Origin of the sequence: Aeromonas sp. MdU4, from assembly GCF_041929505.1 — a bacterium.
Lineage (GTDB): Bacteria > Pseudomonadota > Gammaproteobacteria > Enterobacterales > Aeromonadaceae > Aeromonas.
This window is the reverse complement of sequence record NZ_JBHFMW010000029.1, coordinates 136,326-156,759: the sequence shown is the minus strand read 5'-3', so window position 1 is coordinate 156,759 and position 20,434 is coordinate 136,326. Positions and strand designations below refer to the sequence as shown.

At 60.0% G+C, this 20,434-nt stretch carries 19 protein-coding genes; 15 read left to right on the top strand and 4 right to left on the bottom strand.

The genetic code is table 11. The annotated features are described in order from the left end of the window. Positions 1–28 precede the first annotated feature (28 nt). The gene (gene dhaR / locus ACE1BR_RS17885) at positions 29–1,930 is read right to left on the bottom strand and encodes a dihydroxyacetone kinase operon transcriptional regulator DhaR (protein ID WP_374872635.1); all 1,902 of its coding nucleotides are present in this window, start codon (positions 1,928–1,930) and stop codon (positions 29–31) included. Between the two features lie 73 nt (positions 1,931–2,003). Further along, a complete protein-coding gene (locus ACE1BR_RS17880) occupies positions 2,004–2,903 on the bottom strand; it encodes a LysR family transcriptional regulator (protein WP_374872633.1) in 900 nt (299 codons plus the stop codon). Between the two features lie 115 nt (positions 2,904–3,018). Between ACE1BR_RS17880 and ACE1BR_RS17875 the strand changes: the two genes are divergently transcribed. From ACE1BR_RS17875 to ACE1BR_RS17850, 6 genes are all read left to right on the top strand, one after another. Beyond that, complete coding sequence (locus tag ACE1BR_RS17875; protein WP_374872631.1) at positions 3,019–4,071, top strand: agmatine/peptidylarginine deiminase; 1,053 nt, start codon at positions 3,019–3,021, stop codon at positions 4,069–4,071. 80 nt (positions 4,072–4,151) lie between these two features. After that, entirely contained in the window at positions 4,152–5,066 is a 915-nt protein-coding gene (gene aguB / locus ACE1BR_RS17870) for an N-carbamoylputrescine amidase (RefSeq protein WP_374872629.1), read from the top strand. Beyond that, positions 5,063–6,181, top strand: a complete 1,119-nt coding sequence (locus ACE1BR_RS17865) for an extracellular solute-binding protein (RefSeq protein WP_374872627.1) — start codon at positions 5,063–5,065, stop codon at positions 6,179–6,181. The genes aguB and ACE1BR_RS17865 overlap by 4 nt, the downstream gene beginning before the upstream one ends. A 19-nt stretch (positions 6,182–6,200) precedes the next feature. Further along, complete coding sequence (locus ACE1BR_RS17860; protein ID WP_374872625.1) at positions 6,201–7,340, top strand: agmatine/peptidylarginine deiminase; 1,140 nt, start codon at positions 6,201–6,203, stop codon at positions 7,338–7,340. Between the two features lie 341 nt (positions 7,341–7,681). Continuing rightward, the gene (locus tag ACE1BR_RS17855; RefSeq protein ID WP_374872623.1) at positions 7,682–8,338 is read left to right on the top strand and encodes a hypothetical protein; all 657 of its coding nucleotides are present in this window, start codon (positions 7,682–7,684) and stop codon (positions 8,336–8,338) included. 379 nt (positions 8,339–8,717) lie between these two features. Beyond that, positions 8,718–9,185 (top strand): GNAT family N-acetyltransferase, encoded by a 468-nt coding sequence (locus ACE1BR_RS17850; protein WP_374872621.1) that lies wholly within the window; start codon positions 8,718–8,720, stop codon positions 9,183–9,185. 573 nt (positions 9,186–9,758) lie between these two features. Here ACE1BR_RS17850 and ydiK read toward each other — a convergent pair. Next, positions 9,759–10,844, bottom strand: coding sequence for an AI-2E family transporter YdiK (ydiK, locus tag ACE1BR_RS17845; protein ID WP_374872619.1), 1,086 nt, complete (start codon positions 10,842–10,844; stop codon positions 9,759–9,761). Next, positions 10,841–12,229 (bottom strand): phosphatase PAP2 family protein, encoded by a 1,389-nt coding sequence (locus ACE1BR_RS17840; protein WP_374872617.1) that lies wholly within the window; start codon positions 12,227–12,229, stop codon positions 10,841–10,843. The genes ydiK and ACE1BR_RS17840 overlap by 4 nt, the downstream gene beginning before the upstream one ends. Before the next feature lie 197 nt (positions 12,230–12,426). Between ACE1BR_RS17840 and ACE1BR_RS17835 the strand changes: the two genes are divergently transcribed. The 9 genes from ACE1BR_RS17835 (at position 12,427) to ACE1BR_RS17795 (ending at position 20,374) form a co-directional block, all read left to right on the top strand. Beyond that, a complete protein-coding gene (locus ACE1BR_RS17835) occupies positions 12,427–12,807 on the top strand; it encodes a hypothetical protein (RefSeq protein ID WP_374872615.1) in 381 nt (126 codons plus the stop codon). A 257-nt stretch (positions 12,808–13,064) separates the two neighbouring features. Next, entirely contained in the window at positions 13,065–13,463 is a 399-nt protein-coding gene (gene hslR, locus ACE1BR_RS17830) for a ribosome-associated heat shock protein Hsp15 (protein WP_374872613.1), read from the top strand. A gap of 79 nt (positions 13,464–13,542) precedes the next feature. After that, positions 13,543–14,427, top strand: coding sequence for an Hsp33 family molecular chaperone HslO (hslO, locus tag ACE1BR_RS17825; RefSeq protein WP_374872611.1), 885 nt, complete (start codon positions 13,543–13,545; stop codon positions 14,425–14,427). A gap of 149 nt (positions 14,428–14,576) precedes the next feature. Next, on the top strand, positions 14,577–16,202 hold the full coding sequence (pckA, locus tag ACE1BR_RS17820) for a phosphoenolpyruvate carboxykinase (ATP) (protein WP_374872609.1): 1,626 nt from the start codon (positions 14,577–14,579) through the stop codon (positions 16,200–16,202). Positions 16,203–16,393: 191 nt separating this feature from the next. Then, complete coding sequence (locus ACE1BR_RS17815) at positions 16,394–17,059, top strand: GntR family transcriptional regulator (protein WP_374872607.1); 666 nt, start codon at positions 16,394–16,396, stop codon at positions 17,057–17,059. A 33-nt stretch (positions 17,060–17,092) separates the two neighbouring features. After that, positions 17,093–18,895, top strand: coding sequence for an aminopeptidase P family protein (locus ACE1BR_RS17810; RefSeq protein ID WP_374872605.1), 1,803 nt, complete (start codon positions 17,093–17,095; stop codon positions 18,893–18,895). An 88-nt stretch (positions 18,896–18,983) separates the two neighbouring features. After that, on the top strand, positions 18,984–19,388 hold the full coding sequence (locus ACE1BR_RS17805) for a nitrous oxide-stimulated promoter family protein (protein ID WP_374872603.1): 405 nt from the start codon (positions 18,984–18,986) through the stop codon (positions 19,386–19,388). 87 nt (positions 19,389–19,475) lie between these two features. After that, on the top strand, positions 19,476–19,862 hold the full coding sequence (locus ACE1BR_RS17800; protein WP_374872601.1) for a DUF6559 family protein: 387 nt from the start codon (positions 19,476–19,478) through the stop codon (positions 19,860–19,862). 14 nt (positions 19,863–19,876) lie between these two features. Continuing rightward, positions 19,877–20,374, top strand: a complete 498-nt coding sequence (locus tag ACE1BR_RS17795; protein WP_374872599.1) for a GNAT family N-acetyltransferase — start codon at positions 19,877–19,879, stop codon at positions 20,372–20,374. Positions 20,375–20,434 lie beyond the last annotated feature (60 nt).

Sequence of the window (20,434 nt, the reverse complement as noted above, 5' to 3'; positions counted from 1 at the left end):
GGCCGGTTGGCAACGACCTCAATAACCATCAGCCGTGATAGTCGGCGGGATCGATCTCGAGCAATTTCAGCCGTCGCCACAAGGTGGTGCGGCTGATACCCAAATGCTGGGCCATCTGGCTCACCTGTCCCTTGCAGGCGTGGGCGCAGCGCAAGATGGCTTGCCGCTCCAGCTCCGCCAACGTGAGCAGCGGTTGCCCCACCACCTCGTCCGCCACCCGCTGATAGCCGTGCCGAATGGCGGCAGGCAGCGCCTCGGGCGGAATCGGCCCCTGACCAGCATGAAGCAGCGCATGCTCGACGGCGCTGCGCAGCTCCCCCAGATTGCCGGGCCAGGGATAGGCGAGCAGACAATCGAGGGCTGCCGGACTGAACTGGCGTACCGGCTCGCGCCCCTGCGCCGCCAGCTGCTGGCTGATCAGGCCCGGCAGATCCGCCGCGCGCTCCCGTAATCCCGGCAGCCACAGCTCGCACGCCTGCAAGGCATAGAGCAGCTGGCGGCCAAACAGCCCCTCCTGCACCAATTGCTCCAGCGGGGCGCTGCTGGTGGCGATGATCCGCACCTTGAGCGGCAGAATGCGGGCCGAATCGAAGCGCTGGATGCGGCCGGTCTTGAGCAGTTGCAGCAGCGCCGCCTGCATGGGGGCAGAGAGGCACTCCACCTGCTCCAGCACGAGCGTGCCGCCGTGGGCCAGCTCGAACTTGCCCGCCCGCTCCTGCCCCGCCTCGTCGGAGCCCATCAACTCCAGCGCCATCCGCTCGCTCGGCAGCGCCTTGCAGTTGAGGGTAATGAGCGGCCCGGCGGCCCGCTCGCTGCCAAAGTGGATCGCCTCCGCCAGCTGGGCCTTGCCCACCTCCTCCTCGCCGCGTAGCAGGATCGGCCCCTGACTCTGGGCCGCCTGCCGGGCGTAGCGCAGCAGCTTGCGCATGGCACTCGATTCGCCCACCAGCGCCGACAGCTCGGGCACCGTCTGACGCAGCTGATGAATGGCCCGCAGCCGATCGACCGGGTGCAGCAAGGCGATAAAGCTGACCCCCTCCGGCCCCGGCAGCGGCTTGAGGCTCACCAGCGCATTGATAAACTCCCCCTCCTGAGCGCCGAGCCGCTCCAGCGTCACCTCCACATGACTGAGCGGCGTCTGCCCCCTGATGGCCAGCTGCAACCGCTGGGGCAACAGCAGGTGCTGCTCCAGCGGCTGGCCGAGACAGAGCGCCGGATCGAGCCGCAGCCGGTGGGCCGCCAGCGCGTTGAGGTAGCGCAGCCGACCCTGCGGATCCCAGGCCAGCACGCCGTCATCCATACCATCGAGCAGGGCGTAAAGCTCGCTCAGGTGGTGCTGGGACTCCTGCATCAGGGTCTCCATCTGCAGCAGGTGGGCCAGCTCGCGTCCGGCACTGACGGTGAGCGCCAGATCGCCAGCGCTCGCCTCCTCCACCTTGCAGATCAAAGCGATGATGGCGACCTGACGGCCATTGCTGTTGTAGACCGGGCTGGCGCAGCTGTGCCACGGGTGCAGGGTCTGGTTGAAGTGCTGGGGGCCGCTGACGCACAGCGGCACTCCCTCCAGCGCCGCCAGATTGATGGCATTGGTGCCGATGCGCCCCTCGCTGAAAAAGGCGCCGGGGCCAAACCCCAGCGCCGCCAGCTCGCGCAGGGTGTCGGGGTGGCCGGTGCGGGCCAGCAGGCAGCCGCTCTCGTCGGTGAGCAGCAGGGCGCAGGGGCGCCCCTCCATGAATTCGTAGAGATCCTCGAGGGCCATCTCGCCAGTGGTGAGCAGGTCGCGCTTGCGCTGGCGCAGGCTCTGCAAAGTCTGCCCCTTGGCGCTGTGGGGCGGATGCCAGAGGGTGGCGCTGGTCTGGTGGGCGCAGCGCAGCCAGGATGCCTGCAGATAGTCAGGCCAGGGCTGCAGTGGCTGAAGGTCAGATGGCATGGTCACAGCAATATCCGGCAAGATGCGAGCCGACCATTTAACCACGCCAGCGCCCCCGATTCAGTGACCTGCCTCAGAGGGTGACCACCCCGCCCCCCTCCCGGTCGGGTTCACCGTCGGCAAACTGCTGGCCGAGCCAGTGACAGAAGGCGCGGCACTCCGGCATCCCCTCGCTCTCCTGGTGGATCAGCAGGCTCCACTGTGGCCCCTTGACCCTGAGCGCGGAGAGCGGCAGCAACTGCCCCTGCTCCCTGGCCGGCTGGGAGAGCCGTTCGCTCACCAGCGCCACGCCAAGTCCGGCGCTGGCCGCCTCCAGCAGCAAACCGGGATCGGAGAAGTTGAGCCCCCGGGTCTGCAAGTGCAGATCCTCTCCCCCTCTCAGGGTCCAATGATGCCAATCCAGCTCCCGCTCGCCGTGCAGGGTAGTGCGCTCCTCCGCAGGCCGGGACAGCACGGTTGCGGTGGCCACCGGCAGCAAGCGATCTGCCAGCATCCGCTGATGGCGACACTCGGCCTGCGGCCCAAGATCCCAGCGCAGAGCGAGATCGACGGTCTGCTCGGCCATGTCGGGCTCTTCGTCGCTGGTGAACAACCAGAGATCGATCTCGGGATGCAGGCGATGAAACTCCCCCAGCCGCGGCAGCAACCAGTGACGGGCGATGGCGGTACTGGTGTTGAGCACCAGCTGGTTCGGCTTGCGGTACTGCTCCAGCCGCTGGATCCCCATCGCCAGCTGCAACAGCACGTTCTGGGTGGTCTCCAGCAGATCCTGCCCCGCATCGGTCAGCGCGACCGAGCGCCCCTGCCGGTGAAACAGCGGCTGGCCGAGCAGCTCCTCCAGCGAGCGGATCTGCTGGCTGATGGCGGATTGGGTCAGATGCAGCTCCTGCGCCGCCTGATGAAAACTGCCGAGTCTCGCCGCCGCCTCAAAGCCCCGCAACACGTTGAGCGGGGGCCACTGCTTGAACACCATTGATTAGCTCCACTTATCACTTTTACGGAAAATCGATCGTTTGTTCGCCAGCGCCTGCAGGAATAGTCTATTCCCATCGTCAGCAATCTTAATAGTACCTAATCAGGGTGGTGATATGCGGGAACAGGGAATCGTGGCAAAGGGCTGGTTTATGCCCGCCGAATGGTGTCAGCACGCAGCGACCTGGATGGTCTGGCCCCACAACAAGGCGCTGTGGGAGTCAGGTTGGGGCGTCACCCTCGCCGGGGTGCAGCAGGACTTCGCCCGGGTGGTCAATGCCATTGTCCGGTTCGAGCCGGTCAAGCTGGTGGTCGACCCCTCCGCACTGGCAGAAGCGCGCGCACTCTGTGATGAGCGGGTGACCCTTCTCCCCATTGCGGTGGATGACAGCTGGTGCCGCGACTCCGGCCCCACCTTTATCTGCCACCCGGAACTGGGCAGTGCCGGGGTGAGCTGGCGCTTCAACGCCTGGGGCGGCAAGTCGGCCCACCCGCTCGATGAAGGGCTGGCTCGCCGCATCCTCAACAGTCTGGAGCTCGATACCATCGGCAGCTTTCTGGCCAACGAAGGGGGCGCCATCCATGTGGACGGCGAAGGCACCCTGATCACCACTGAATCGGTGCTGCTCAACAGCAATCGCAACCCGGGGATCAGCAAGGGCGAGATCGAACGGATCTTCAGTCGCCTGCTCGGCATCGAGAAGACCATCTGGCTGCCGGGGGATCCCGACCACGTCACCGGCGACATGACTGATGGCCATGTTGACGGGGTCTGTGCCTTCAGTCGCCCCGGGCAGCTGCTGGTGGATGCCACCCGCGATAGCAGCTCGACCTATGCCCGTATCGTCAGGGAGAACCGCCGTGCCCTGATGCTGGCCACCGATGCCAGAGGACGCGCGTTCGAGCTGCAGGATCTCTATGAGGCAAGCGAGGCCATCGATGCAGAGGCCGAGGTCTTTTGTGCCTCCTACACCAACTTCTACATCGCCAACGGCGCCATCATCATGCCCGCCTATGGCGTGGCCAGCGACCGGGAAGCGGCAGCAGTGCTGCAGCGCGCCTTCCCGCAGCGGGAGGTGGTACCGGTGCAGATCAACCAGCTGGCACACGGCGGCGGCGGTATCCACTGCATCACCCAGCAACAACCGGCATGGCCGGTACAAGGATAAGAGGATGAGCAACATCACCGTCGCGACTACCCACTTTGCCCGTTGCAGGGTGCTGGCAGGCATTCAGGGAGGAAGAACCGATGAGTAACATCGTTGTGGCAACCACCCAGTTTGCCTGCAGCTGGGATCTGCCGCGCAATCTCGACATGGCGGAGAGTCTGGTGCGGGAAGCCGCCGCCAAGGGGGCGGGTCTTATCCTGCTGCAAGAGCTGTTTGCTACTCCCTACTTCTGCATCGAGCAGCACCACGGCCATCTGGCGCTGGCCGAGTCGTTCGAGCAGAGTCGAGTGCTGCGCCGCTTCTCGGCGCTGGCCCGGGAGCTGGGCGTCGTGCTGCCCATCAGCTGGTTCGAGCGAGCCGGTAACGCCTTCTTCAACTCGCTGGCACTGGCGGATGCCGACGGCAAGCTGCTGGGGGTCTATCGCAAGACCCATATTCCCAATGCCATCGGCTATCAGGAGAAGGAGTATTTCAGCCCCGGCGATACCGGCTTTCGGGTCTGGGATTGCGCCGCGGGGCGGATCGGCGTCGGCATCTGCTGGGATCAGTGGTTCCCCGAGGCCGCTCGCAGCATGGCACTGCAGGGTGCGGAACTGCTGCTCTATCCCACCGCCATCGGCTCGGAGCCGGGGGCGACCCAGCTCGACTCCCGCGATCACTGGCAACTGACCCAACGCGGCCATGCCGCCGCCAACATCATGCCGGTGATAGCCGCCAACCGGATTGGCAACGAGGTGGCCACCACGGATCCCGACTTGCAGATGACGTTCTACGGCTCATCCTTCATCACCGACCACAAGGGGGCGCTGCTCGCCGAGGCGGACAGAACCACCCCGGGCGTGCTGGTGCAGGAGCTGGCTCTCGCGGCCATGGCCGAGGAGCGCATGAGCTGGGGCATCTATCGGGATCGCCGCCCCGAGATGTATGGCGCCTTGCTGAGTCTGGATGGCAACCCTGCCCGGATGGCGGGCAACCACAGAGGAGTTCTGGCATGAGACACAGACTATCCCGCACGCTGGCGCTGCTCGCGGCCATATTGTGCAACGGCGCCGCCATCGCGGCAGAAGGGCTCGACCAGGAGCAACCGACCGACAAGGTACTGCGCCTCTACAACTGGGCGGACTATTTCGCCCCCGATACCCTCAGCGCCTTTACCAAAGAGACCGGGATCCGGGTCATCTATGACGTCATGGACAGCAGCGAAACCCTCGAAGCCAAGCTGATGGCCGGTCGCAGCGGTTATGACCTGATCTTCCCCGGCGATACGGTGGCGGAGCGACTGATGCGCGCTGGCAGTCTGCAACTGCTCGACAAGAGCAAGTTGCAGCATCTGGCCGACATCGAGCCGGGTTTGCTGCGGATCCAGCAAGCCTATCCCCATTCACGGGATGCAGTGGTGCCCTACACCTGGGGCACCATAGGGCTCACCTACAACGCCGGGATGATCAAACAGAGGATGGCGGATGCCCCGACAGGCAGTCTCGACCTGCTGTTCAAGCCCGAACTGGCGGCAAAATTTGCCGACTGCGGCATCTCTATCATCGACTCCCCCGACGAGGTGCTGGCGGTGGTGCTGAACTATCTGGGGCGTGAGCCGCGCAGTGGCAAAGCCGAGGATCTGGATGCCGCACTGGCGCTGCTCAAGGGGCTCAAGCCCTATATCCGCAAATTCCAGTCCCAGCCGGTGACCCAGCTGGTCAACGGTGATCTCTGCCTCTCCCTCGGCTATAGCGGTGACATGACGCAAGCCAGCCGCAGCGCCGCCGAGGCAGGAAAATCAGCGCAGTTCGAGTACCGTTTACCGAAAGAAGGGAGCACTATCTGGATGGATACCATGGCGATCCCGGCGGATGCCGCCCATCCTGAATACGCCTACGCCTTTATCAATTTCGTGATGCGCCCGGCCAACATGGCAGCCATCAGTAACAGCACCGGCTATCCCACCGCCAGTGCCAAAGCAAGGTCGCTGGTCGATGCCACCATGACCGGCAACCCGGATATCTATCTGGATGATGCCACCTACCAGCGGCTCATCCCGGGACAAGACATAGCACAATCAGCCATGCGCGCTCGCATGCGAGCCTGGACGCGCTTCAAGAGCAGCCTCTGAATCATAAGGAGTTTTTTTCATGCCATCCCGACGCAACGTATTGAAACAGCTGGCGGCCATCGGTGTGCTGGCCGGGCTCGGCAACCTGCCGGGCAAAACCTTCGCGGCCGACGGCGATAACCCGGAAGAGAGCACATTGGCGACGGCCAACGATCGCTTTCATATGCCGGAAGAGTCGACGTTCCAGACCCGGGTCTGGGTCGCCTTTGCCGCCAGCTCGGCCATCTGGGGCCGCGATTACAAGGAGGTGCAGGCGACCATCGGCCGACTGGTGCAGGCCATGGTGCCCTATACCCAGGTCAACGTGCTCTGCCGCGAAGCCGAACAGGCGCTGGCCCGCAAGCGCTGTGGCGAGCAGAACACCCGCTTTATCGTCGCCGAGCTGGACGATATCTGGCTGCGCGATACCGGCGGCGTCTTCGTTCAGAACGGCGAAGGGGAACTGGGGCTGGTGGATTTCAACTTCAACGGCTGGGGTGACAAGCAGGAGCACGAACAGGATGCGGGTGTAGCCGAGCTGGTCAGCAAGCAGGCGGATGCCCACTATCTGCAGAGCAAGCTGACTGGCGAAGGTGGCGGCATCGAGGTGGATGGCAACGGCACCGCCATCATGACCGAGAGCTGCTGGCTCAACAGCAACCGCAACCCGGGGGTGAGCAAGGCGCAACTGGAGGCGGAGCTGAAAGCCAATCTGGGGCTGCGCAAAATCATCTGGTTGCCGGGCATCAAGGGCAAGGACATCACCGATGCCCACGTCGACTTCTACGCCCGCTTTGTCCGCCCCGGGGTGGTAGTAGTCAATCTGGATAATGACCCGGCATCCCACGACTACGAGGTGACTCGCCAGCATCTGGCTATTCTCAAGCAGGCCACCGATGCGGACGGCAACAAGCTGGAGCTGCATATGCTGCCGCCCCCGCTCGATGTGCGGGACAACCGCTTTAGCCGCAGCCGCGACTTTGCCGCCGGATATATCAACTATCTGCCGATCAATGGCGCGGTGATCGCCCCCGAGTTTGGCGACAAGGCCGCCGACAGCTACTGCCACGAGCTGCTGGCCAAGCTCTACCCCGGCCGCGAAATCGTGCAGATCAATATCGATCCGGTCGCCGCCGGTGGCGGTGGCATTCACTGCATCACCCTCCACCAGCCCGCCTGACCTTCCCCTACCCACTGATACCCCGGGGCGTTGCCACGCCCCGGGTTATTTCACCACACCCATTTTTGGTAACCACAAGCCCCTGACCCGCCGCCGTTCCGCATATTGACCAGCGATGCCATAAGGGATGTCACCTCACTCACACTCCTGTGTAATTCAAGAAGCTGAGGGTGAGTGGCACTTTCCATTGCCACTCCAGAAGTGTATTTTCTCTAATGGAAATAGAGTTAGCAAACCACTTTTACTATCTGTAACGCTTAGTGAACGAGACAGTTTGCCGTGGCATCGGCATTACGGTGCTTAAACCTTAACAGGGCGTTAATGCCTATCTGGAGTTATGAGTGTTCCGAAATATTCTATTTGCCATGGTTTTCTTTATACTGATTGCTCCAGTAGCTACTTATGCATTTCAATTTGGCATCGGCTTTTGGGAAAAAACGGAAGAGTGGTCTGATTTGGGAGGGTATATTGGTGGAGTTTACACACCTATTTTAACTCTGTTAACATTGTCTGTATTATGCGTGCAAATATACTTGCAAATGGCCCAACATCGGCAGCACTTAGTGAGTCTTCAAGAAACCCAGCTAACTGAGTATTTGGGTGAATTGAACAATGAATTGGATAAAGAAGTGGGTGAGGGTCTTACACTCCGTAGCTACTTGATTGGCACATATAACACTTTAAACAGCAGTGAGCTAAATAGCATGGACTTGGATGTTGTCAATCAACTAAACCAAGCTCATCACAAACTCTATTCAATGTGGTCAGGAGCCATGGCATGTTTGTTATATATAAAAACATGTTCAAATATTAAAAATATTGAATCTACTCACTATCCGATCCAGAAAAACAAAATCATTGCTTACATGGGGCCACAAGTGTGTAGCTCCCTAGATAAGCATAATTATGCCATGCAACTATTACTTAATTCATTAACCAGAACCGAGACAATACACAATATAGAATATGAGTTTTGGATAGATAAATCGCAGCCATGAACACGGGTATCCCGTAGGTTCGATTAGCCATAAGGCGTAATCGGACGTTCGCGTGAATTGATTCACCCGCGATAACGGCCACCCACATTTTCCCTCTGGCTGGCCGCCGCTGACTCACGGAGACAACCGTAAAAAGTTAGGACACCCACTTTCCTGAGAAAGCCTTTGTATCGCCAGCACGGCCAAGATGGATGTCCTTTTTATCAATAGTATGTTTCGAAAAATTCACGCCAACACAGCAAAGCATTTCAGAATGCTTCGCAACGCTTGGCATTTCCGGTGTAAGGTTGGGCTTCGTGTTTACGGCGCAACGGTTTAGGTTAGGTGGCAGCGTAGCTCACCCCTTAATATGGCATTATCTCGCTTTAAAGGATTAGACATGATTAAGCTCAGACCCATGACTTCAAGTGAATATCCAGCATATTGCGATTATTTTATTGATGATTACAGCCGTGAAATAGCTCAAAATTATGGCCACTCAATAGATAGAGCGATAGAGTTAGCCAATCAGGAGCTTCTTCGTAGCTTTCCTAATGGCTTGGAAAGCGATAAGCATGAATTATTGTGCATCGAATCAGATTCAGAATTGGTTGGTTATATGTGGCATTCGATTAACGCCGATGATAAATCCACGTTTATTTATGACTTCTTCATTTTCTCAAATCATCGCAATAATGGTTATGGGAAACTTGCAATTTCTGCGTTTGAATCAAAATTAACATCAATTGGGATTGAGCAAATTAAATTACGAGTAGCGTACCATAATCAAAGAGCGTTAAAACTGTATCAAGAAGTTGGCTTTGCCATTTCTGGCTACAATATGTCAAAGAAGATAGGTTTAAATTAGGAACCCCATCTTTCTGAACAAATTCCGTATAGCCGGCCCGTAGGTTCGATTAGCCGTAAGGCGTAATCGGACGTTCGCGTCAATCCATTCCCCCGCGATAACGGCCATCCATATTTCCCCTCTGCCAGATGCCGCTGATTCACGGAAATTCCGGAACGGCGGCATCTCGATTCTCCTATCAGTTTCGCTAATCAAACCGGCATAGGCGGTAACACGAGTTGCATAAGGGTTGGCACAAATCGGCCATTGCCTGTGGCAGGCCTGTAACGGGCCAAATCGTTGCATGGGGTCTGGGTAGGCATCGGTATAAGCAAAATTTGGGGCATTTAACACAAACCCATAAATTCAGCTTATACCGCTTACCCGGTCTGCTTTACCGCCATAAGTCACCCGCATTTCCCCTCTGACGGGTCACCGCCGACTTATGGACAGAACCGGGGCGGCGGCATCTCGCTCGTCCGATCACGCTTCGCCAATCGAAGCGGCAGGGGATAGCAATAAACAAAAGAGCCGCCCTTATGGGCGGCTCTTGGTATCAGCTATGGATGGCTGAATCGTCTTTTTACTGAATCGTTATTGGGCCTTGGGCGGTTCCACCGCAGCGGCCGCCGGTTGCTCATCTTCCTTGATCCAGGCATCCAGCAGGGTGTAACCCACCGCCAGTACCACCGGGCCGATAAACAGACCGATGATCCCCATGGTCAGCAAGCCGCCGATAACCCCAACCAGAATGAGGATGAGCGGCAGGTCGGCTCCACGCTTGATCAGGAAGGGGCGCAGGAAGTTGTCCATGGTGCCCGCAATCAGTGACCAGACCAGCAGGAAGGTGCCCCAGGTGGTGTCGCCACTCCAGTAGAGATAGCCGATACAGGCCAGCAGCACCGGGAAGGGGCCGATCTGGGCGACGATCAGCAGGAACATCACCACCACCAAAATCATGGCGTAGGGGATACCGGCAATCAGCAGGCCGACCCCGGCCACCGTGGATTGCACCAGCGCGGTCACCACTACGCCCATCGCCACGGCACGGATCGCCTGTGAAGCGAGCACTGTGGCCTTGTCACCCCGATCGCCCGCCAGCCGGTGGGCAAAGCGACGAATGCCGGTCGCCACCACTTCACCGGAGTGATAGAGCACACCGCAGATACCGACGGTCAGCAGGAAGTGGACAAACAGCAGCCCCAGATTACCGGCCTGGGAAGCGAGCCAGCGGGCGGTCTGGCCAAAGTAGGGCGCCAGCTTGGCAAACAGCACCTGACCACCGCTCGCCAGAATTTGCTGCCAGAAGTCATAGAGCTTGCCACCCACCAGCGGGATCTGCTGCAACCAGAGCAGTGCGGGCGGGGGCGACTGGCTGATATTGGTGCCCAGCTCGATCAGCATGGGGGCCTTCTCCGCCACATTAGCCAGGGTCATAAAGAGCGGGATGACAAAAATCAGCAACAGCACCAGCGTCATAAAGAGGGCCGCCAGCGAGCGCTTGCCCCACAACAGCCGCTGCATCATCAGCATCAGTGGCCAGGTGGCGATGGTAATCATGGTGGCCCATACCAGCGCAGGCAGGAAGGGTTGCAGCACCATAAAACAGGAGATGATCAGAAGGCCGAGGAACAGTACCCCCAGCGTGATTTTGGCCAAATCCACTTTTTTCACATTCATAGAGTTCCCTTGTCAGAGCATTTGCCCTTGGGGTGAGTGTCACATTGCCAGAAAACGAGTATCCACCAGAGGCCTGCGCTCAACCAGAGCCCCAAGCCGAAAAAGAGCACAAACTGACCGAGCAGGATGGTGAGCGAGCTGCTGGTCAGCAGCGGCAGTGCCCACAACCCGGCACCGATCAGCAGCATGCCCGCCAGCGCCACGATCCCCGTACGCAGAGCGGGATAACCGTCACGAGGGAGCGAAGCTCGCCCCCCGAGCCAGAGGCCCAGCGCCGCCAGTCCGATCCCGGCCAGATGAGCAGACTGGGCCAGGCCCGCACCAGCCAGAGCGGCGGCGACCAGCAAGCCCCAGGCGGAGGAGCGCTGATCCAGCCGCCAATATGGGCGAACCGCCAGCAGCAAGGCGCCGATCAGCAGCCCCACTGCCACATCGGAGATAAAGTGCACCCCGAGCCAGACCCGCGCCAGACCGGTGGTGAGCGCCAGCAACAGCGCCAACGAATAGGCCCGCCCGCGCCGGGCAGGCCAGAGCCAACCAAGCAGCGCGCCCCAGAACAGCAGGGCCGAGGCGGTATGACCGCTCGGCATGCCAAAACCCTGGGCACTGTGAGTCGCGAGCAGAGGTTGCAGATGGAAGGGGCGCGGCCAGCCGATCCCCTCCTTGCTCGCCTGCACCAGCAGCCCGAGCCAGAGCATGGCAAAGAGCAGCTGGCGCAGCCGCGGCCACCCCAGCATCGGGAGCAGCAAAGGTATCAGGGCAAGCTGAAAGCCGCCTGAACCAAACAGATTGCTGACCGACAGCCACCAGACATCGGGCCCCAGCCACTGTTGCAGGCGCTGCATCAGCGGGATCTCGACCTGATGCAGCGCATTGCCCTGCGCAACGAAATCGGCCTGCCAGCGCACCTCGCTCTCGGGCAGCTGATCAAGCCGGGCTTGCAGCCAGTCGAGCTGATCCGGGAAGCGGCGCTGCTCGCGGGGCAGCTTGTCCACCGCGATCAAGCGGGCGTTGAGGATCTCTCCGCCCAGATTGGGAGCCTGCAGCTGCGAGACAAAATCGGAATCTTGCTGGGCGACGATAGGCTCCAGAGTGCGGCAGGCAAAGACCTGTGCTTTCTGCCAGCGGCCAAGATCCGCGACGATTTCGCCGCGCAGGCCGGTCTCTTCATACAGCTCGCGCAGCGCCGCCTGCTCGGGGCGCTCATCGCCATCGATGTAGCCGCCACTCAGGCTGTAGCGGGAGGAGATGCGATCCTGCACCAGCAGCAGTTGATCCTGATGGCGGATGGCGCAGACTGCCGCCGTCGGTGCCGCCGGCTCGGCACTCAGGGCTGGCAAAGCGGCAAACAGCGCCAGCAACAGTAAAAAGAGGGTTCTCGACATCAATTTGCTTTCCCTATGCTCAATGGCGACAAGCCTCCCAGAAATCAGATAGTTGGGCAATGATGGCCCACCAATCCGTGGCTTGCTGCCAGTCCCGCAGCAGGAGGTTCCCCCTCACCGGTGATTGCGGTCAGGCAAGGCACTCCCTACTATTGGCGGCTATCTTCAATGTCACGCAGTCAATGCTGGAGCCCTCCATGAGACAGTTCGGCTTTTTTCTCGGCATCGCCATCGGTGTCATCCTGATCCTGTTCGGCAGCATCGTCATCTTCCAGGCGCTCCCTGCCGCACTGGATGTGCTGGAGATGCCAAGCCGCATCCCGTTTGTGCGCGAGGTTTACACCTGGCTGATGAGCAGCGCCAACGGCCTGACTGCCCAGCTGGAACAGAACTTCCTGGAGGCCTTCCAGACCGTGCTCAAGCTGATCCTGCTCATCACCTTCATGTGGGTCTGCGTCAAGCTGGTCAACATGGGGGTACTGATTATCCGTGCCGGGGTTGACCTCATCCGCACCGCCATCGCTCACAGCGAAGGGCCGCACGACCAGAAGAAGCCGGATCAGCACGATCACTTCTGACCCTGTTAGTGGTTGATTGACATGCACAATGCCGCCCAGACCAGTGCGGCATTTTTTATGCACCATATGAACAGTGCGAACCAAAGGGGCCAAGGCGCGCAATAAATAGCCAACTTTTCCTTATGGATCAGCAAACTGCCCATATGTTGCATCATGCAGGCATGGTTTGCGCCCCGTACCGCTGTTGCCCGGTTTCTATCCCGGCCCTGCCCTCTGGTATAATCGACCACCCCTTTTCCCCGTTATGGAGCCGGTTCATGGCCAATCATGCAGAAAGTGCCCTTGAGGTTCGCCTCGACAAGTGGCTGTGGGCAGCCCGTTTCTACAAGACCCGCTCCGTGGCGCGGGATCAGATAGACGGGGGCAAGGTGCACTACAATGGTCAGCGCAGCAAACCGGGCAAACAGGTGGAAGTGGGGGCACTGATCCGCTTCTGGCAGGGGCAGGATGAGCGCGAAGTGCGGGTGCTAGCCCTCAGCGAGCAGCGCAAATCGGCGCCGCTGGCCCAGCAGCTCTATGAAGAGACCGCCGAAAGCCTGAAAAAACGGGCTGAAAACAGCGAGGCCCGCCGCTTCAACAGCCAGTTTGCCCCGAGCCCCGAGCGCCGCCCCGACAAGCAGGAGCGACGCCAGCTGCTCAAGGTCAAGCAGTACTGACCCGACCCCGATTTGATACCGGGCTGGCAGCAACCCCAGTCCGTCCGATTTACCTCACCGAACAATCCAGGAACACATGATGAGCAACCAAGATCTGCTGTATCGCTATCTGTTTGAAGAGTACGAAGTGCGTGGCGAGCTGGTCCAGCTGGATCACACCTACCGCCATGTGGTGGAAGCCCAGAACTACCCGGTGCAGGTGCAAAAACTGCTGGGCGAGCTGCTGGTCGCCACCAGCCTGCTGACCGCCACCCTCAAGTTTGAAGGCTCCATCACCGTACAGCTGCAGGGCGATGGCCCGGTGCGTCTGGCCGTGATCAACGGTGACAACAACCAGCAGCTGCGCGGCGTAGCCCGCTATGAAGGCGAACTGCCGAGCGATGGCAAGCTGCAGAGCCTGATCGGCAACGGTCAGCTGATCATCACCATCACCCCGGAACAGGGCGAGCGCTATCAGGGCATCATCGCGCTGGACGCCGACACTCTGGCGGGCTGCCTGGAGCACTACTTCGCCCAGTCCGAACAGCTGGCGACCAAGCTGTGGATCCGCACCGGCTACCACGAAGGTGCGCCCCGTGCCGCTGGCATCATGCTGCAGGAGCTGCCCGCCCAGAGCGAGGATCACAGCAACGATTTCGATCACCTGACCCAGCTCACCAGCACCATCAAGGATGAAGAGCTGTTCGGCCTGCAGGCAGAAGAGATCCTCTACCGCCTCTACCATCAGGACAAGGTACGGGTGTTCGATCCGCAAGCGGTCGAGTTCCGTTGCACCTGCTCCCGCGAGCGCTGCGAAGGGGCCCTGTTGCAGATAGAAAAGGAAGAGGTGATGGAAATGGTGCAGGAGCTCGGCAAGATCGACATGCACTGTGATTATTGCGGCGCCCAGTACCAATTTAATGGGATCGACGTCGAAACCCTGTTCAGCAGGGCTCCCGGCAATGATGCAAACAAGTTACACTAATTAAAGGCGGGCAAAACCCGCCTTTAACTTTAATAACAAAAAAACACCCTATTTTATAAAGTTTGATGGCGATCGCTAAACTCTACCACCTAAGTGATAGGATGACCGTCAGATAGAACCCTACCAACCTCTGAACCCAGGAGAATACAATGACAATCGTGGCAGAACCCACCCTGGCCCAACAATTAGGACTGGACCAGTACGGCATCAAAAACAGCCAAGAAATCGTTCGCAACCCCTCTTACGAGCAGCTTTTCGCCGAAGAGACACGTTCTGACCTGGAAGGGTTCGAGCGCGGTGTGGTGACCAAGCTGGGCGCCGTTAACGTCAATACCGGTATCTTCACCGGCCGCTCCCCGAAAGATAAATATATCGTCAAAGATGCCACTACCCAGAATACCGTATGGTGGTCTGACCAGGGCAAAAACGATAACAAAGCGATTACCCCGGAAGTGTGGTCACATCTGAAAGGTCTGGTCACCCAGCAGCTCTCCGGCAAGCGCCTGTTTGTGGTCGACGGCTTCTGCGGTGCCAACCCGGACACCCGCCTGGCCGTGCGCATCATCACCGAGGTGGCCTGGCAGGCACACTTCGTGAAAAACATGTTCATCCGCCCGAGCGAAGAGGAGCTGAAAACCTTCAAGCCTGACTTCGTGGTGATGAACGGTGCCAAGTGCACCAACCCGAACTGGAAGGAGCAGGGTCTCAACTCCGAGAACTTTGTTGCCTTCAACATGACCGAGAAGATGCAGCTCATCGGTGGCACCTGGTACGGTGGCGAGATGAAGAAGGGCATGTTCTCCATGATGAACTACTTCCTGCCCCTGCGCGGCATTGCCTCCATGCACTGCTCCGCCAACGTGGGCCAGGACGGCGACGTCGCCATCTTCTTCGGCCTCTCCGGCACCGGCAAGACCACTCTCTCCACCGATCCCAAGCGTCAGCTGATCGGCGATGACGAGCACGGCTGGGACGACCACGGCGTGTTCAACTTCGAAGGGGGCTGCTACGCCAAGACCATCAAGCTCTCCGAAGAGGCTGAGCCGGACATCTACCACGCCATCCGTCGCGATGCGCTGCTGGAGAACGTAACCGTTGCTGCCGATGGCACCATCGACTTCGATGATGGCTCCAAGACCGAGAACACCCGTGTCTCCTACCCCATCTATCACATCGAAAACATCGTCAAGCCGGTCTCCAAGGCAGGTCACGCCAACAAGGTGATCTTCCTGACTGCCGACGCCTTCGGCGTGCTGCCCCCGGTCTCCAAACTGACCAAAGAGCAGACCAAGTACCACTTCCTCTCTGGCTTCACCGCCAAACTGGCCGGTACCGAGCGTGGCATTACCGAACCGACCCCGACCTTCTCCTCCTGCTTCGGCGCAGCCTTCCTCTCCCTGCACCCAACCAAGTACGGTCAGGAGCTGGTAAAACGGATGGAAGCCGCAGGTGCAGAAGCCTATCTGGTCAACACCGGCTGGAACGGTACCGGCAAGCGCATCTCCATCAAGGATACCCGCGCCATCATCGACGCCATCCTGGATGGCTCCATCGAGAAGGCACCGACCAAGGTACTGCCAATCTTCAATCTGGAAGTGCCGACCGAGCTGCACGATGTGAACCCGGCGATCCTCGACCCGCGCGACACCTATGCCGACAAGGCCGAGTGGGATGCCAAGGCCGTCGATCTGGCAGGACGCTTCATCAAGAACTTCGAGCGCTTCACCGATAACGACGAAGGCAAACGTCTGGTTGCGGCTGGCCCGCAGCTGTAATAGCTCCGCTTCGTACCAGTGACATCATGCCGGTCAGCCACGCTGACCGGCATTTTTGTTTTTATGGAGTTCCGAACGCCGCCAGCCACGCAGTTGCAGGCCCTAAACCTTGCCTTGCTAGCCCTGACGGGGTAGATTCAGCCAAACTTTATACAATATACAATTTTGCAACGCCCAATCGTGACCCGACCATGACCCCACCCTACAAGACCCGAACCCAGATGGTGATGGAAAACCTCCGTGGCCGGATCCTCCGTGGGGAGTTCCCCGCTGGCGCCCCCCTGCGTCAGGATGCCATCGCCAAAGAGCTGGCGGTGAGCCGCATTCCGGTGCGGGAAGCCCTGATGCAACTGGAGGCGCAAGGGCTGGTCAAATTCGAAGCCCATCGCGGCGCCGTGGTCACCATGCTGGACGCCTCGGCCATCGAAGAGCTCTTTTATTTGCGAGCACTGCTGGAAGCCGATACCCTGTTTCACGCCGTCGACAAGATGACGGAAGCCACCTTCGCGCAAGCGGAGGCGATCCTCGCCCAGTTTGATCACGCCCTGGAGTCAGGCACCCAGATCGAGCATTGGGCCGAGTTGAACCACAGCTTTCACGCCACCCTCTATCAGGCAGCCGGTCGTCCCCAGGCACTGGATCTCATCGCCCAGATCAATCTGAGCTGTGACCGCTATGTCCGCTTCGAGCTGCTGTTTGCCAGCGACGGGGTGGACAAGGCGGAGCGTGAACACGCCCAACTGCTGGAGTTGTGCCGCGCCCGACGCAAGTACGAGGCGGTGGTACTGCTCAAGCAACATATCGAAGCGGCAGGCGAGTCGATCAAGCGGATCCTGGCCAGCGGCCATAAAAACTGAACTCTCATATAGCAACCATCTGGCACTAACGACATGAATAATTTCGAGATTATTGAAACCCGCGTCGCCCAAGTCAGGGCCGAGCTGGCCATGCAGGAGTTGGACGCCTTTATCGTCCCCCACGATGATGAGCACCTCGGCGAGTACATCCCCGCCTATGCCGAGCGGCTTGACTGGATCACCGGTTTCAACGGCTCTGCCGGTGTCGCCATCATCATGGCCCAGCGAGCAGCCCTCTTTGTCGATGGTCGCTATACGGTGCAGGCGCGGATGCAAACTCCCGCCGAACTGTTTGAATTTCTCCACCTCGTTGAAGATCCCCATGTCCAGTGGCTGGCCGAGCAGCTGCCGTCAGGCTCCCGGGTTGGCTTCGATGCCCGCCTGCACAGCCTGTCCTGGTACAAGAATGCCAAAGCGGTGCTGGCCGATCGCGGTATCGAGCTGATCCGCGTCGAGCAGAACCCCATCGACCAGCACTGGAGCGATCGTCCCGCACCGACCAAGAGCCCGGTCATCCTCTACAGCGAGGAGCTGGCAGGCCAGTCGAGCCAGGCCAAGCGTGAACTGCTGGCAGCCGATCTGCGCAAGCGCGGGCTGGATGCCGTGCTGCTGACCCAGGCCGAGCCCATCAACTGGCTGCTCAACCTGCGTGGCCGCGATATCGAGCGGCTGCCGGTAGTGCTGGGTTTTGCCGTGCTCTACGCCAACACCAGCATGGATTTCTTCGTCGATACCGACAAAATTGACTGCTTCGCCTTCACCCAACACGTTGGTCAGGACGTCTCCGTCTACCCCATCGACAAGCTGGGCGACGTATTGCAACGCATCGGTGAAGATCAGCAGAAGGTACTGGCCGATCCGGACAGCGCCAACGCCTGGACCCAGCTCATCATGGAAGAGGCCGGTGCCCTCCTGGTGGCAGGGCAAGACCCGACCATGCTGCCGAAAGCGTGCAAGAACGAGGTCGAGCTGACCGGCATGCGCGCCGCTCATCTGCGCGATGGCGTGGCCATGACCCGCTTCCTCGCCTGGCTGGATCGGCTGATCGCCTCCGGTGAGTTTGAAGGGGTGGATGAAGGCACCCTGGCCGATCAGGTTGAAGCGTTCCGCAGCGAGCAGGAGCATTACGTCGAGCCAAGCTTCGACACCATCTCCGCGCTCGGCCCCAACGCCGCCATGTGCCACTACCACCACACCAACGGCACCCCGCGTGCTTTTGGGCAAGACAGCCTCTATCTGCTCGATTCCGGCGGCCAATATCTGGATGGCACCACCGATATCACCCGCACCATCAAGGTGGGTGAGGTGAGCGACGAGCAGAAAGCGATGTTTACCCGGGTACTGCAAGGCCATATCGCGCTGGATCAGGCCCGCTTCCCCCGTGGCACTGCCGGTATCCAGCTCGACGTACTGGCCCGTATGCCGCTGTGGCAAGCCGGTTACAACTACGACCACGGCACCGGTCACGGTGTCGGCCACTTCCTGAGTGTCCACGAAGGGCCCCAGCGCATCGCGCCGAAAGGGAATATGGTCGCCCTGCAACCGGGCATGGTGCTCTCCAACGAGCCGGGCTACTACCGGGAAGACGGCTTCGGCATCCGTTGCGAAAACCTGGTGGTGGTGACCGAGCTGGAGCAGATCGGCGAGCTGCCGATGTTGGGCTTCGACCGGTTGACCTATGTACCATTCGATACCCGCCTGATCGACCGCAGCCTGCTGAGCCCGGCCGAGTTCCGCTGGATCAACGAATACCACGCCGAGGTGTTCCGCCGCCTGAGCCCGCTGCTCGAAGGCGAGGATCTCGCCTGGCTGGAGCAGGCAACCAGCCTCATCTGATGACACAGGGCCTGCGGGCCCTGTTTTTTTGTCCCCCCTTTTGACCTGTATCAACACCCCGCCCGGGCTGGTCAGGAAAATGGCGACCATGAAAACTCATCAAGCCAGCCCAACCAGGGGCGCACACGCCACCATCAACAAAAAGGCGATGGATCACCCCAGACTGATGCGCGAGAAGAAAACGGTCAACGCCATGATCCGCCTCTACTGCCAGCACCATCATCAGGATCCTCACTGCCGTCACTGCCGCCAGCTGCGGGAATTCGCTCATCAGCGGCTCAATCGCTGTCGTTACGGCCATGGCCACAAACCCACCTGCGCCAACTGCACTATCCACTGCTACGCCCCGGCGATGCGCAAACAGATCCAGCAGGTGATGCGCTGGAGTGGCCCCCGCATGTTGCTGCGCCACCCCTGGCTGGCCATCCGTCATCTGCTCGATGGCTGGCGCAAGGCCCCCAAACTGCCCCACAGCCGCCCGCTTCCCCCCTGATCGCTCATGCAGGATTCAGAAATCAATCGCTAAGATCTGCTTGTCTGGCGCAGATCCCTTGTCTGCCTTGAACAGTGGAGAAACAAGATGAGCTGGTTTACCCGTTTTCGTGAGCGTCGGGCCCTGCGCCGCTATCTGGCGATGTCGGCGATCCTGGCCAAAGAGTATGGAGCCTGCGAGCAATACAGCGCAGGACAGTTGCTGACCCAGGCCAGGATCCATAAACTGCCGACCCGCTGGCTTGGTTACTACTTCGCGCTCTATCGCCACGAAAGCGCGCCCGAACTGGTCAGCAGCTGGCAACTCGACGATGCGCGGCTGCTCGCCCTGCGCCAGTCGCTCGCCGAGAGCCTGTTTCACCACGACATTGCCTATACCGCTCTGGATGTCCGCGAGCTGGCCCGCCCCGCCCAATGGCGCGGTGGCAGCGATCGCAAGGTACAGACCCAGGGCATCACCTTTCGCCAATATTGACCAGAGACGCCTTGATGCACCACACCCCCCCCCTGCTGCGCCCCGCGACCCATACCGACATGCACGCCATCTGGCAGATCGATGCCAAGGTCTTTGGCGAAGATGTCTACCCCGCCTTCTTCTTCCGTCAGGCGATGGATTTGTGGCCCGAACTGCTGCTGGTGGCCGAATACGAGGGAAATCTGGTGGGTTATCTGCTGGGTGGCTTTGGTCAGGATCGGTCGCAAGGCTGGGTGCTCTCGCTGGCGGTACTGCCCGAGGCCCGCGGCTTTGGCCTGGCAGAGCGGATGATGCGCCAGATGGAAGCCAATCAGCAGGCATTGCAGATCAGCGAGCTGCGGCTCACGGTCGATCCGGCCAACCCGGCCCAGCGCCTTTACTACCGATTGGGCTACCAGCTGGTTGCCGAGGTAGCCGACTATTTCGGACCCGGAGAGGACCGCCTGGTACTGGTCAAAAAACTCTCTGGTACAGCTGCGATTCAAGGACAAAACCCGTTACAGAACGCATAATTGGTTACATTTTGCCGATTTCATGTGTGACGGGGTTGGAGTAAAGTTCAACTCATCAAC